Annotated in this window: 12 protein-coding genes; 10 read left to right on the top strand and 2 right to left on the bottom strand. The window is 41.1% G+C overall.

All coding sequences use genetic code 11. The annotated features are described in order from the left end of the window. Positions 1-39: 39 nt before the first annotated feature. The 5 genes from prpB (at position 40) to V6260_RS15485 (ending at position 6,608) form a co-directional block, all read left to right on the top strand. Positions 40-918 carry a methylisocitrate lyase gene (prpB, locus tag V6260_RS15465; RefSeq protein WP_341595008.1) on the top strand — a complete coding sequence of 293 codons (879 nt, stop codon included), beginning with the start codon at positions 40-42 and terminating at the stop codon, positions 916-918. Positions 919-953: 35 nt separating this feature from the next. Further along, the gene (gene prpC, locus V6260_RS15470) at positions 954-2,081 is read left to right on the top strand and encodes a bifunctional 2-methylcitrate synthase/citrate synthase (protein WP_341595009.1); all 1,128 of its coding nucleotides are present in this window, start codon (positions 954-956) and stop codon (positions 2,079-2,081) included. Positions 2,082-2,239: 158 nt separating this feature from the next. Next, the gene (gene acnD / locus V6260_RS15475) at positions 2,240-4,849 is read left to right on the top strand and encodes a Fe/S-dependent 2-methylisocitrate dehydratase AcnD (protein WP_341595010.1); all 2,610 of its coding nucleotides are present in this window, start codon (positions 2,240-2,242) and stop codon (positions 4,847-4,849) included. Positions 4,850-4,861: 12 nt separating this feature from the next. Next, positions 4,862-6,028, top strand: a complete 1,167-nt coding sequence (gene prpF / locus V6260_RS15480) for a 2-methylaconitate cis-trans isomerase PrpF (protein ID WP_341595011.1) — start codon at positions 4,862-4,864, stop codon at positions 6,026-6,028. Positions 6,029-6,245: 217 nt separating this feature from the next. After that, entirely contained in the window at positions 6,246-6,608 is a 363-nt protein-coding gene (locus V6260_RS15485) for a hypothetical protein (protein WP_341595012.1), read from the top strand. 49 nt (positions 6,609-6,657) lie between these two features. On the opposite strand, the gene glp is transcribed toward V6260_RS15485, so the two are convergent. After that, positions 6,658-7,875 carry a gephyrin-like molybdotransferase Glp gene (gene glp, locus V6260_RS15490; RefSeq protein WP_341595013.1) on the bottom strand — a complete coding sequence of 406 codons (1,218 nt, stop codon included), beginning with the start codon at positions 7,873-7,875 and terminating at the stop codon, positions 6,658-6,660. Between the two features lie 46 nt (positions 7,876-7,921). On the opposite strand from glp, the gene modA reads away from it, so the two are divergent. The 3 genes from modA to V6260_RS15505 are packed head-to-tail and all read left to right on the top strand — an operon-like array spanning position 7,922 to position 10,368. Further along, on the top strand, positions 7,922-8,674 hold the full coding sequence (gene modA / locus V6260_RS15495; RefSeq protein ID WP_341595014.1) for a molybdate ABC transporter substrate-binding protein: 753 nt from the start codon (positions 7,922-7,924) through the stop codon (positions 8,672-8,674). Beyond that, positions 8,661-9,338, top strand: coding sequence for a molybdate ABC transporter permease subunit (gene modB / locus V6260_RS15500; RefSeq protein ID WP_341595015.1), 678 nt, complete (start codon positions 8,661-8,663; stop codon positions 9,336-9,338). Before modA ends, modB begins: the two co-directional genes overlap by 14 nt. A 1-nt stretch (position 9,339) precedes the next feature. Continuing rightward, complete coding sequence (locus V6260_RS15505; RefSeq protein ID WP_341595016.1) at positions 9,340-10,368, top strand: ATP-binding cassette domain-containing protein; 1,029 nt, start codon at positions 9,340-9,342, stop codon at positions 10,366-10,368. Between the two features lie 16 nt (positions 10,369-10,384). Here the strand turns inward: V6260_RS15505 and V6260_RS15510 are convergent, their stop codons facing one another. Further along, complete coding sequence (locus tag V6260_RS15510; RefSeq protein WP_341595017.1) at positions 10,385-11,143, bottom strand: molybdopterin-synthase adenylyltransferase MoeB; 759 nt, start codon at positions 11,141-11,143, stop codon at positions 10,385-10,387. A 287-nt stretch (positions 11,144-11,430) separates the two neighbouring features. Here V6260_RS15510 and V6260_RS15515 point away from each other — a divergent pair, with 287 nt between their 5' ends. Next, positions 11,431-12,900 carry a NarK family nitrate/nitrite MFS transporter gene (locus tag V6260_RS15515; protein ID WP_341595018.1) on the top strand — a complete coding sequence of 490 codons (1,470 nt, stop codon included), beginning with the start codon at positions 11,431-11,433 and terminating at the stop codon, positions 12,898-12,900. A 9-nt stretch (positions 12,901-12,909) separates the two neighbouring features. Next, the gene (locus tag V6260_RS15520; RefSeq protein ID WP_341595019.1) at positions 12,910-14,649 is read left to right on the top strand and encodes a bifunctional protein-serine/threonine kinase/phosphatase; all 1,740 of its coding nucleotides are present in this window, start codon (positions 12,910-12,912) and stop codon (positions 14,647-14,649) included. The last annotated feature ends 7 nt before the right edge of the window (positions 14,650-14,656 follow it).

Below are 14,656 nucleotides of genomic sequence, written 5' to 3' on the forward strand. Positions count from 1 at the left end.
TTACTCCACGTAGCAACCGTTCAAAGTGAGGAGAAAGTAATGTCAGCAGGATTAAAATTTAAACACGCTATTGCCAATAACCGCCCGTTACAAGTTGTAGGTACTATTAACGCCTACACAGCGATGATGGCAGAAAAAATGGGCCACCAAGCTATTTATCTCTCAGGTGCCGGTGTTGCAAACGCCTCGTTTGGTATGCCTGATTTGGGTATGACAAGCCTTGATAACGTGCTTGAAGATATTCGCCGTATTACAGGTGCGAGCGGTTTACCACTACTTGTTGATGCCGATACCGGTTGGGGTGGGGCGTTTAACATTGCACGCACAGTAAAAGAAATGACTAAGGCCGGTGCAGCGGGCTTTCATATAGAAGACCAAGTAGCGCAAAAGCGCTGTGGTCATCGCCCTAATAAAGAAATTGTAAGCCAAGGTGAAATGGTTGACCGCATTAAAGCGGCGGTTGATGCAAAAACCGATAGCGATTTTTATATTATGGCGCGTACCGATGCATTTCAAAAAGAAGGTTTAAACGCTGCGATAGACCGTGCAGCAGCCTGTGTTGAAGCCGGTGCTGACGCTATTTTTGCAGAAGCCGTGCACGACCTTGCTGATTACCAAGCATTTGCAAAAGCGATTAACGTTCCAATTTTGGCAAACATTACTGAGTTTGGCCAAACACCTATTTACACAAAAGAGCAGTTAAGCGATGTAGGTGTTGAAATGGTGCTTTACCCACTAAGTGCATTTAGAGCCATGAACAAAGCAGCGCTAAACGTGTATTCAGCAATTTTAAATGAAGGCTCGCAACAAAGCCAAATTGAAAATATGCAAACGCGTTCAGAGCTTTACGACTTTTTAGATTACCACACGTACGAGAACACACTCGACACACTTTTTTCATCAAAATCTGACAAATAATAAAATCACACACAAATTATAGATAGGAGAAGATCATGGTAGATAAAGCATTAGGCGGCGCGGGTTTACGCGGGCAAGTGGCTGGTCAAACAGCATTGTGTACTGTTGGACAAAGTGGTTCTGGTTTAACGTATTGTGGTTACGATATTAGTGAACTGGCCAAAAAAGCGCAGTTTGAAGAAGTGTCTTTTTTACTATCACGTGGTGAGTTACCAACCAAAAACGAATTGGCAGAATATAAAGTAAAACTAAAAAGCTTACGCGGTTTACCTGATGCGCTTAAAACCGTACTTGAAAATATTCCTAAAGACGCGCACCCAATGGATGTAATGCGTACTGGTTGCTCAATGTTGGGCAACCTTGAAATGGAGCTTGATTTTAGCCAAGCCAATGATGCAATCGACCGTATGGTTGCTGTGTTTCCAAGTATTATTTGTTACTGGTACCGCTTTACACACGATGGCGTACGCATTGAAACACAAACAGATGACGACTCAGTTGGCGCACATTTTTTAAATTTATTACACGACAAAGTACCTAGTGAATTGTTTGCACAGGTAATGAATGTATCACTAATTTTATACGCAGAGCACGAGTTTAACGCCTCTACCTTTACGGGCCGTGTGTGTGCATCAACGCTTTCTGATATTCACTCTTGTGTAACTGGTGCGATTGGCACGCTACGTGGTCCTCTTCATGGTGGTGCTAACGAAGCAGCTATGGATATGATTCAAGGTTTTACAAGTGTTGAACATGCTGAGAATGAAATTATGGGCATGCTTGAACGTAAAGACAAAATTATGGGCTTTGGTCACGCGATATATCGCGAATTGGACCCTCGTAATGTAATTATTAAAAAATGGTCTGAAAAACTAGCGGCAGAGGTAGGCGATACCGTGCTTTACCCTGTGTCTGTTCGTTGTGAAGAAATTATGTGGCGTGAGAAAAAGCTGTTTTGTAACGCCGATTTTTTCCATGCATCTGCTTATCACTTTATGGATATTCCGACTAAATTATTTACGCCAATATTTGTAATGAGCCGCGTTACTGGTTGGACTGCGCATGTAAAAGAGCAACGCGCTAACAACCGTATTATTCGCCCAAGTGCCGATTACACAGGGCCTGATGCACGTAGTTACACACCAATCGAGTCAAGAAGTTAATTATTTTTAACTAAGGTGAGCCAATGGCTCACCTTTACGGCTTTAATGCTTTATATAATAAAAACAACTACAAACCTAAAGCCTTTCTTGAAAAATACCAATTGCACTCTCCATAAAAATTGGTACTACATCCGTCACCAAATTAGCGAATCCTTATTATGACCATAGTTAATAATACCCAATACCGTAAACCTTTACCGGGCTCAAGTGTCGACTACTACGACACGCAAGAAGCTGTAGATGCAATTAAGCCAGGTGCATACGCCACGCTACCTTATACATCGCGTGTATTTGCCGAAAATCTAGTACGCCGATGCGATCCTGCCATGTTAACCGATGCACTTAACCAGTTAATTGAGCGAAAACAAAATTTAGATTTTCCGTGGTATCCGGCGCGCGTAGTGTGCCACGATATTTTAGGCCAAACTGCCTTAGTTGATTTAGCAGGCCTGCGCGATGCTATTGCTGAAAAAGGCGGGGATCCGGCAAAAGTGAATCCGGTAGTACCAACACAGCTAATTGTTGATCACTCATTAGCTGTTGAGCACGCAGGCTTTGATCCTGACGCCTTTGAAAAAAACCGTGCAATAGAAGATCGTCGTAACGATGACCGTTTTCATTTTATAAACTGGACTAAAACCGCCTTTAAAAATATTGATGTTATTCCGCCTGGTAACGGCATTATGCATCAAATTAACCTTGAAAAAATGTCGCCTGTTATTCAAAACCGCGATGGCATTGCATTCCCCGATACCTTAGTAGGTACCGACAGCCACACCCCGCATGTTGATGCACTAGGCGTAATTGCTGTAGGCGTAGGTGGGCTTGAAGCCGAAAGCGTAATGCTTGGCCGCGCCTCGTACATGCGCCTGCCAGACATTGTAGGTGTTGAGCTTACAGGCACTCGTCAGCCTGGCATTACCGCTACCGACATTGTGCTGGCTATTACCGAATTTTTACGCGGTCAGCGTGTGGTTTCGACCTATTTAGAATTTTACGGTGAAGGCGCCGATGCACTAACCCTTGGCGATAGGGCAACTATTTCAAACATGACGCCAGAATTTGGTGCAACTGCGGCAATGTTTTATATAGACGATAAAACAATAGATTATTTGCGTTTAACAGGGCGTGATGAAGAGCAAATAGCGCTTGTAGAAAACTACGCTAAAACGACAGGCCTTTGGAGCGATAGTCTAAAAACCGCAAAGTATGAGCGTGTTTTAACCTTTGATTTATCAAGCGTTGGACGCAATATTGCTGGGCCTTCCAATCCCCATCGCCGTGTATCAACGAGCGATTTAGCAAAAGAAGGTATATCAGGCAAGGTTGAAAACGAGGAAGGCTTAATGCCAGATGGCGCGTGTATTATTGCTGCTATTACCAGTTGTACTAACACCAGTAACCCACGAAACGTGATTGCAGCAGGGCTTATTGCGCGTAACGCAAATGCCAAAGGCTTAATGCGTAAACCTTGGGTTAAAACCTCATTAGCACCGGGTTCAAAAGCAGTGCAATCATACCTTGAAGATGCAAACCTTCTAACAGAGCTTGAGCAACTTGGCTTTGGCATTGTTGGTTTTGCGTGTACTACCTGTAATGGTATGAGCGGGGCGCTTGACCCTGTTATTCAAAAAGAAGTGATCGATCGCGATTTATACACTACCGCGGTGCTTTCGGGTAATCGCAACTTTGATGGGCGTATTCATCCTTATGCTAAGCAAGCATTTTTAGCGTCACCTCCTTTGGTTGTTGCATACGCAATTGCGGGTACGATTCGCTTTGATATTGAGAAAGGGATACTAGGGCAAGATCAACAAGGAAACGATATTACGCTTAAAGATTTATGGCCATCTGACGAAGAGATTGATGCAGTAATTAAGCAAAGCGTTAAGCCAGAGCAATTTAGAAAAGTATACGAGCCAATGTTTAATTTAACTGTAGATTACGGTGAAGATAACGACCCACTTTACGACTGGCGCCCAGAAAGTACGTATATTCGTCGCCCTCCTTATTGGGAAGGTGCACTTGCGGGTGAGCGCACTATGACAGGTATGCGCGCGCTTGCAGTACTTGGCGATAACATTACAACGGATCATTTATCACCATCAAACGCGATTATGGCAAGTAGTGCGGCTGGCGAATACTTAACCAAAATGGACGTCCCAGAGGAAGACTATAACTCGTACGCAACGCACCGGGGCGATCATTTAACAGCGCAGCGTGCAACCTTTGCCAATCCAAAGCTGCTTAACGAAATGGTACTTGATGAAAACGGCCAAGTTAAACAAGGTTCTTACGCACGCTTAGAGCCACAAGGTACTAATACACGTATGTGGGAAGCAATCGAAGCCTACATGGAGCGTAAACAACCACTTATTATTGTAGCGGGTGCCGATTACGGTCAAGGTTCGTCGCGCGATTGGGCAGCAAAAGGCGTAAGGCTTGCAGGCGTTGAAGTAATAGCAGCTGAGGGCTTTGAGCGTATTCATCGAACTAACTTAATTGGTATGGGTGTTTTACCACTTGAATTTAAAGCAGGCACAACCCGTAAAACCCTTAACATTGATGGTAGCGAAAGCTTTGATATAAAAGGCGAACCAACACCTGGCGCTACCATTGATTTAGTGATTACGCGTAAAAATGGTGAGGTACTAACGGTACCTATGAAGTGCCGACTTGATACCCAAGAGGAGCTTTCTATTTACGCCGCTGGCGGTGTACTACAGCGTTTTGCACAGGACTTTTTAGAAGCAACGCAATCAGCATAAGGGGCGTGTATTATGTTTAAACCACAAATTAAATTACCGGCAACTTACATGCGAGGCGGCACCAGTAAAGGCGTGTTTTTTAAATTAACCGATTTACCAAAACCTGCCCAAGTGGCAGGTGAGGCGCGCGATAATTTATTACTACGTGTTATAGGCAGCCCCGACCCATACGGCAAACAAACCGATGGTATGGGCGGTGCTACATCGAGTACTAGTAAAACGGTTATTTTAAGTAAAAGTGAGCAACCTAACCACGATGTTGATTATTTATTTGGGCAAGTTGCCATTGATAAACCGTTTGTAGATTGGAGCGGTAACTGCGGTAATTTAACTTCAGCTGTAGGCGCATTTGCAATAACGAATGGCTTAGTTGATAAAAGTAAAGTGCCCGAAAACGGCGTTGCTATTGTGCGAGTATGGCAGGCTAATATTAAAAAAAGTATTTTAGTTCATGTGCCTATTACCAATGGTGAAGTACAAGAAACCGGTGATTTTGAGCTCGATGGCGTTACATTTCCTGCAGCTGAAGTAAAACTTGAGTTTTTAGACCCAGCCGACGGTGATGGCGCGTTATTTCCAACAGGTAATGTAGTGGATGACTTAGAAGTACCGGGTGTTGGTACTTTAAAAGCCACCATGATAAATGCAGGTATTCCTACCATATTTATTAACGCCGCTGATATTGGTTATACCGGCACAGAGCTGCAAGACGATATAAATAATGATGTTGCTGCACTTGCAAAGCTTGAAACCATTCGTGCTTATGGCGCTGTTAAAATGGGCTTAATCACTAATATTAGTGAAGCGCAAGCTCGCCAACATACGCCTAAAGTTGCGTTTGTTGCAGGGCCTTTAGACTACACATCGTCGAGTAATAAGCATATTAGTGCAAACAGTATTAATTTATTAGTACGCGCTATGTCGATGGGTAAGCTTCATCATGCCATGATGGGCACAGCCGCAGTTGCAATTGGCACTGCCGCAGCAATTGAAGGCACACTCGTAAATATAGCCGCTGGTGGCGGTGCATTAAATGAAGTTAACTTTGGTCACCCGTCGGGCACCCTAAAAGTAGGTGCTGAGGCTAAAAATACTGCAGGAAACTGGCTCGTTACCAAAGCAAGTATGAGCCGCAGTGCACGAGTATTAATGGAAGGGGTTGTAATGGTCCCTCAGTAAACTTTTAATATTAATTAGTTAAATTACAACATTAATACATTGAATCTATTTATTATTTTTATAAAATATAAGTAAGTCCTTATTTTTTAATTTAAGGGCTTTTTTCAGACTTTAAAAGGATTTAAAAATGAATAAAATTATTATTGGTGTTGCTTTGGTTGCTTCATAGTTTGGCGCACTTGGCGAAAGCGCTGATAGTTGGCCAGAAGGTGGTGCAATGCACACCGGCAATATTTATAATTTAGAGGGCAATAGGTACAAAACTAAAATCAGTAAAATGATGGATGAAATCTACCGGCAACTAACTGATGATTACCAAGTAGACGCAATTAAAGCGCAAATAAAAGCATGGGAGCACTACATAGATGCAACATGTAATGTTGTTGGTATAGCAACCGGTGCTGGTGGTTCTTGGCCATCAACGTATAGTGTTAAATGCGAGCGAAGCCTAAGTTATGATAGATACTTTGCAACTAAAAACGCGCTAAAGTGCGTTAATAGATTGAGTAAAGAAGAATTTGTAGGGCGTAGCGAAAAGCTAAATTGTTTAATTCAAACACTAAATATAAAAATATTTTAATGTTTAGAGAATTGCTAAAGCTAAAAATTAGCTTTAGCAATTAATACTTTTACAAAAACTCTATACTTACCGTTTCACCTTTTTCGATGCTACCACTTTGTGCAGGTACTACAATTAAGCAATTTGCTTTACTGAGTGACGAAAGTACGCCTGAGCCTTGTTTATTAAATGGCGTTACAAGCAAGTCACCTTGCTCATTTGTTGTGGCCGTAGCGCGTTGAAAGTCGGCTCTGCCAGGGCGTTTTTTAACAACTGATGTTGTAATAGCATTAAAACGCATTTTAGGGGTTACTTGCTCAAGTCCTGAGAGCTTTTGCAGTGCAGGCTCTACTAGTTGATTAAACGTTACCGCAGCTGATACCGGGTTACCTGGTAAGCCAAAAAAGTAGCTGTTGGGTAACTTACCAAAAGCAAAGGGTTTACCTGGCTTCATGGCTATTTTCCAAAAATGGATATTACCAATTTCATTTAATACTTCTTTAGTAAAGTCAGCTTCGCCAACTGATACGCCACCCGAACTTATTACAGCATCTGCTTTTTCATCTGCACTTAAAAAAGCTTCAGTAATGAGCGCTTTATCATCGCTGATGATGCCTAAATCAAGCACATCTATATTTTGTTGCTGTAATGCACTAATTATTACCGCGCGGTTACTCTCATAAATAGCGCCTTTTGTAAGAGGTTGCCCAGGCTCAATTAGCTCATCACCTGTAGAAAATACGGCGACTCTTAATTTGCGAGTAACATTAATTTCGGCAATACCTAAAGAGGCGAGTAAGCCTACATCAACGGCTTTGAGTTTATCGCCTGCATTTAAAATAACGTCATTAATTGCAATGTCTTCACCGGCAAAACGAATATTTTCATCAACAGCAGGCTGCGCAGTAAATGTAATTTGATCACCATCAGCCGATGCGTTTTCTTGCATTACAACACCGTTAGCACCCGTTGCAATGGCTGCTCCCGTCATTATTCTTACGCACTGTCCGGGAGTAAGTGTGCCTTCAAACGTTTGCCCTGCAAATACGCTCCCTACTTGAGTATAGGTTAAGCTTTTATCTGAAATACAAACAGCATAGCCATCCATAGCAGAGTTATTGTGAGCAGGCACATTAATATTAGATTTAACATCACTGGCTAACACCCGGCCAACACTTTGCATAATAGGAATGGTTTCATTATCCGAAATTGCATTGATAGAGCTTAGTATGTTTTGAATTGCCGTTTCTATTGGTAATAAACCGGGTGCATTGCAAACATCGTTCATATATATTGCTTACTTAAATCATTTTATTTTTAAAACAATACTTATAATGTCAAAGCTTTACAATACATTGCTGGGTTATTTTTTGTTTGTATTTTGTGTGTTCTCAAGCACGTTAAGCGCAAAAGAAACATTGCATGTCGCAGTAGCGAGTAATTTTAAAACCGTGTTACAAACCTTACTGCAAGAATCACCTTTACCCGGTATACAAGTAAAAATATCGGCCGCTTCAAGCGGGGTTTTATATTCGCAAATTGTACACGGAGCGCCGTTTGATGTGTTTTTATCAGCTGATGATGTCCGCCCGCAAGCATTAATAAAAGAAGGGTTGGCGAGTCAAAGTAGCTTAGTTACTTACGCGTTAGGTGAGCTTGCAGTGTGGCAGCCTAATGCTGATAAGGTAAATAATAAAGTAGCCATCGCTAATCCGCGTTTTTCACCTTATGGTCGTGCATCTGAATTTTATGCCAATGCCCATTTTAAAAAGCCAATAAGTTATGTATATGGTAATAACATTACGCAGGCCTTTCAGTTTGTTCAAAGTGGTAATGTATCAATTGGGTTGGTGGCAGTGTCTACGTTAAAAGCTGCGTATAGCAATACACAAAACCCTAAGTATTTAGATTACAAAGTGCTAGAGGCTAATGAATACCCCGATATTGTTCAGCAAGGCGTTATTATAAAATCGACAAAAAAAATGGCGAGTGCTAAAAAGCTTATGGATTTTTTAATATCAAGCAGCACTCAACTTAAGCTTATTAAATTAGGATACAGATCAAAGGACAGCAATGCTTCAAAGTGATTTAACTGCGCTGTGGTTAACAATTAAACTTGCCTTTATAACCGCTATATTACTACTCGTTTTTTGTATTCCGGTTGCTTATAAATTAGCAGGCTACAAAGGTAAGTTTAAACCTTTTTTAGAGGCATTAATTGCTATGCCTTTGGTATTACCGCCCACTTTATTAGGTTTTTACTTATTGGTTCTTTTTTCGCCTACGCACGCTTTTGGGCAGTTTTGGTTTTTGTTAACGGGTACACAGCTTGCGTTTAGTTTTCAAGGTGTGGTTATTGGTTCTCTTTTTTATTCATTGCCGTTTGTAATGCAGCCTTTGGTTGCAGGTTTTAAACAAATAAACCAAACCTATAATGAAGCTGCAATCGCATTGGGGTTAAGCCACTATAAACGCTTTGTGTATTTAATTTTACCATTACTCAAACCTAGTATTGGTAGTGCGTTTGCCTTGGGATTTGCGCATACATTGGGTGAATTTGGTTTGGTATTAATGATTGGTGGTAATATTCAAGAGCAAACACAAGTGGTTTCAATTGCTTTGTACGACCATGTTGAATCGCTAAATTACGCGGCTGCGCATCAGCTTTCTCTGATATTATTGGCTATTTCATTTGCGTGTTTAGTGCTGTTGTTCAAATTTAATAAAAGTATAGTTGGGGTTAAACAATAACATGATTAAATTAACCCTATTTAAAGCACTTAATAACTTTGATTTAGATATAAACCTGCAATTAGAGTCGTTTAATATTGCAGGTGTTTTTGGTCCGTCCGGATCAGGTAAGTCTACATTGCTGCGCTGTATTAGTGGCCTTGAAGGCAAGCAAAGTATTTATATTAATAATCAGCCTGTGCATCACTTACCTAGTGATAAACGCGGAGTAACACTGCAAGTGCAATCGTGTCCGTTATTTCCTCATTTAGATGTTGCCGGCAATTTAGCATTTACTCAAAAGCACTGCGCTAATAGGCAAACTGACTTATCTGAGCAAGAAGTGATTACAGCTCTTGAGTTACAACCACTTCTTAAACGCAACGTACAAAGTTTATCGGGCGGGGAGCGTCAACGAGTGGTGTTTGCACGTACATTGTTGGCAGGTCAAAAACTTATAATTTTAGATGAGCCGTTTAGTGCTCTCGACTGGCCACTTCGCTTTAAAACACTAACAACTATGAGTAATTTAGCAGCTAAATTTAACATTAAATTTATAATAGTGAGCCACTCTTTAAAGGAGCTTTTATTTTGCTGTGATACCCTAATTCAGCTTGAAAAAGGTAAGGTGATAAACCAAGGGCCAAGTGGGTTAGTCGCCAAGGCTATTTATGCTAACAACAAACAAACGCCCCTGAGCTTGATTGATTACGACATTATTAAATTTGATGAAAAATATGGTGTTTATCACCTTCAAATAAAACAAAGCGAGCAGCAGTTATTTGTATCCCCAAACGCCGTTGAGCAAGGTGGTAAGCTAGTAATAGAGAGCGAGCAAATTGCAATTAGTGCTACAAAACCAATACACTCAGAGAATACTAATGTATTGGTTTGTATACTGACTAGTGCTGAAGTTATTGATAGCAATAGGCAGCTTACACTTAATGTAGATGGGCAAACATTGTATTGTTTACTTTCAGCAAGGGTGTGGGATCAAAGTAATTATAAAGTGGGCGATACACTTTATGCCGCTATCCATAATCTAGGGTAAATAATTAAAACGCGAGCTACTTACTACACGTGGGGCACTGGCTGTTTTTAGGAATTTTAAAGCGGTTGAATTCCATGCTGAGCCCATCCACCAGCAATAAATGTTCACTTAAGCCACTTGGCAAACCCGCCATAATTTTTAATGCCTCTGTGGCCTGAATGCTGCCAATTAACCCTACGATTGGCGAGAGCACGCCCGATTCTGAGCAGCTTTGTGTTTGCTCGTTAAAAAATTGCGATAGGCATGCGTAGCAGTGGCTGTGCTGCTGCATGGTAAAGCAGGCAACTTGGCCTTCCATTCTAATTGCAGAGCCCGAAACGAGCGGTGTTTTTGTCTTAAAACAGGCGCTATTGAGCAAATTACGTGTAAGCAAGTTATCAGAGCAATCGATTACTATATCAATATTACTTAATAGCTCATCAAGGTTTGAGTTTTCACCTAAAAATGTATCGATTGTATGTATATCTATTTCATCATTTAAGCTAGTTAACTGCGCCTTAGCGGCGTGTGTTTTTAAGCTTCCTACATCTGTTTGCTTATAAAGCACCTGCCTTTGCAAGTTGGTAGCATCAACCACATCGTTATCTACAAGCGTTAATGTTCCTACACCTGAGGCGGCCAAGTACTGCGCAACCGGGCAGCCCAAACCACCTAAACCAACTATAAGTGCATGAGACTGCCACAGTTTTTCTTGTCCATCTATATCAAGTTGTACAAGCATAATGTGGCGAGAATAACGTAATTGCTGTTGATAAGTTAATGGCGGTTTTTGCATAAATGTTTGCTCAAATTTTTTTGTAACAATACCAAGTAGTTAAAACCCAGAGCAAGTAAAGCTTTAAAAATCTTTGCACTGTTAACGCACATTTAATCTGCTTTAGTAGTGCAAAGCGAAATAATTATCAACTGTGAAAAATGCAAGCCATTGAATCAATTGATTAATAATTGTTGGCTTAGTAATTGCTGAATGTGGTTAACGTTAATTTAACAACTGGCGCGGTTTATATGCTACCAAAGTAGTATGTACTGCTTAAAACAACAATCGTTACAAGGAAAAATAACATGCAACCGAGTTCTGGGTTTAATCTCATATCGTTTAGCGGAAAAATGAAAATACTGCATTTAAGCTGGATGGTGTTTTTTATCTCATTTTTTGTCTGGTTTAACCATGCGCCATTATTGGGTGCTATTGCAGGTTCGCTTGGCATCACTATGGCTCAAGTAAAAACACTCCTCATACTAAATGTGGCTTTAACCATTCCTGCCCGAGTTGTGGTTGGTATGCTAACCGATAAATTTGGACCTCGCATTGTTTACGCTGCACTACTTATTACGTGTAGTATTCCGTGTTTTATGTTTGCACTTGCAACAACGTTTGAGCAAGCAGCTATCGCCCGTTTTGCACTTGGCTTTATTGGTGCGGGTTTTGTTGTGGGCATTCGCATGGTGAGCGAGTGGTTCCCAGCAAACGAATTAGGCACAGCAGAGGGTATTTATGGTGGCTGGGGTAACTTTGGCTCTGCAGCAGCCGCAATGCTGTTACCAGTATTAGCATTGATGTTTGGTGGCGAAGATGGCTGGCGTTATGCGATTGGCTTAACAGGTGTGTTAAGTGTCATATTTGGTGTTATTTGGTACTTAAATGTATCGGATACACCTAAAGGTGGCACGTACTTTAAGCCTAAAAAAGTAGGGGCAATGGAAGTAACCAGTAAAGGTGACTTTGTACTACTACTTATAATGAAACTCCCTATGTATGGTGCATTGGCGTTACTTACCTGGAAGCTTTCTCCTACTGGCGCAAACTTACTTTCTGACAATTTTGTAATTGGCACATACGTGTTTTTAGTGCTGCTTTATATTTACGAAGTGTATAAAACGTTTGATATAAACGGCCATATTTTTAAACAACCTGTTCCAGAATCTCACCGTTACGACTTTAAGCAAGTTGCTGTTTTAAACATCCTTTATTTTACTACATTTGGCTCAGAGCTAGCTGTTGTATCTATGCTGCCATTATTTTTTATGGAAGTATTTGGTCTTGATATGGTGTACGCAGGCTTATTAGCATCAGCTTATGCATTTATGAACTTAGCCTCTCGCCCTGGTGGTGGTTGGATTTCAGATAGAATGGGTCGTCGTAAAACACTTATTGTACTTACCACAGGCCTAGCTGTAGGTTATTTTGTTATGGGCTTAGTTGACGCAAGCTGGCCGCTTTGGCTTGCAGTTGCAGCAGCCATGGCGTGTTCGTTTTTTGTTCAAGCAGGAGAAGGCGCAGTATTTGCCGCAGTGCCACTTATTAAACGTCGTTTAACGGGTCAAATTGCAGGTATGACAGGTGCCTACGGTAATGTAGGGGCTGTTGTATATTTAACGGCGCTCTCGTTAGTTGATTACCAAACATTCTTTATGATTATCGCTGCCAGTGCATTGTTAGGTTTAGGTGCATTATTTTTCATGAAGGAACCAGATGGCCATATGACAGAAGTAAACGAAGATGGCACCGTTGAACTTATTTCTGTGACTTAAGGCATAATTATGTTTGATGAAACCCAAAAAGCCAGCGCACTTACAAACGAACTTAACGTTGAGTTTGGTGGGCACAGTAGCAAAGGTATAAAAACCGAAAACCAAGATGCGTTTGCTGCTCTTAATACTCAAGCGCAAGAAAAAGAGTCAAAAGGGGTGATTGCCTGCTTGGCCGATGGGTGTTCATCAGCAAAAAATGCTAAACAAGCGTCACAGTTATCGGTAACGCATTTTATAAATGAGTATTTAAATACACCACCAAGTTGGGCCGTTAAAAAGTCGGTATCTAAGGTATTGGCTAGTTTAAATCAGTGGCTGTATTCGCAATCGGTTAATTACAATCACCTTGGCCAGCGCCAAGCCGATTGGATGACCACGTTTACAGCGCTTATTTTAAAATCGGCTACGGGTTATATTTTTCATTTAGGTGATACCCGAATTACGCGTTTACGTGCAAAAAATATGGAAGCAATAACACGAGATCATAAAGTAAACGATACCCTAACGCGGGCTTTAGGCGCACAGCTTCATCAAGAAATTGATGTATACGAAGTTGAACTTAAAGCTGATGATATTTATATACTTACCTGCGATGGTGTACACGATGTGTTGCCATACAGTGATATACAAAAGCTAATTGATAAGCATACTAATTTAGAGCACGCAGCAAAAGCAGTGACAGAGCTTGCCATAGCAAGAGGCAGTGACGACAACGTAAGCTGCTTACTTGTAAAAGTGAATAGTATTGCAAAACAAAATTTAGACGAGTTATATCACTCTTTAACGAGGCGAAAAATTCCGCCACCGTTAAAGGTTGGCCAAAAAATTGATGACTTTACTGTTATCCGTGAATTACACGCCAGTAGCCGCTCGCACATTTATTTGGTGCAACAAACACCCGATACGCCGCCTGTTGTATTAAAGGCGCCTTCAGTAAATTTTGAAGACGACGTGCACTACCTTCAAGGCTTTATAAGAGAAGGCTGGGTAGGGCAACGTATTAATCATCCCAATGTTATGAAGGTTTTAAATACGCAATCGCAAAGCCGATTTTTATATCATATTTGCGAATACATGGACGGGCAAACACTGAGTGATTGGAAGCATGATGTGCCGCATCCAGAAATTACCCAAGTGCGCAGTATTATTGAACAAATAGTACAAGCACTTAGAGCGTTTCAGCGTTTGGATATGGTGCATCGCGATTTAAAACTCGATAACGTGATGATAGACGCTCACGGCAAAGTAACATTAATCGATTACGGCACGGTAAGTGTTGCGGCTATGGATGAGTCGGTAAAGCAAATTGCTGATGATTGCCCGCAAGGTACGGTAGATTACACCGCACCAGAGACGCTTATAACGATGCACGCCGATTTTAAAAGTGATTTATTTTCGCTAGGCGTTGTTGCGTACGAATTATTATGTTCAAAATTGCCGTATCAGCCACTTGCGCATAATCATGTACCAAAAGATTACAGTCACTGGCAATACACAAGTATTCGTAAACACAGAGCAGATATCCCGTTTTGGTTAGATCAGGCTTTAATGAAAGCATTGGCTCCCAAACCTGAATTCAGATACCACGCATTTTCTGAGTTTATAAGTGATATCAATAAACCTAACCCACATTTAAAAAGTACCGCACCGAAAGACTCAATAATGAAACGCGATCCAGTTTTAGTCTGGAAAAGTATTTCGCTGTGTTTATTTATAGCCTTGGTGTGTGTACTCATAATTAAAAATTAAGAGATAA

The organism is Pseudoalteromonas aliena, from assembly GCF_038155085.1.
Taxonomy (GTDB): domain Bacteria; phylum Pseudomonadota; class Gammaproteobacteria; order Enterobacterales; family Alteromonadaceae; genus Pseudoalteromonas; species Pseudoalteromonas aliena_A.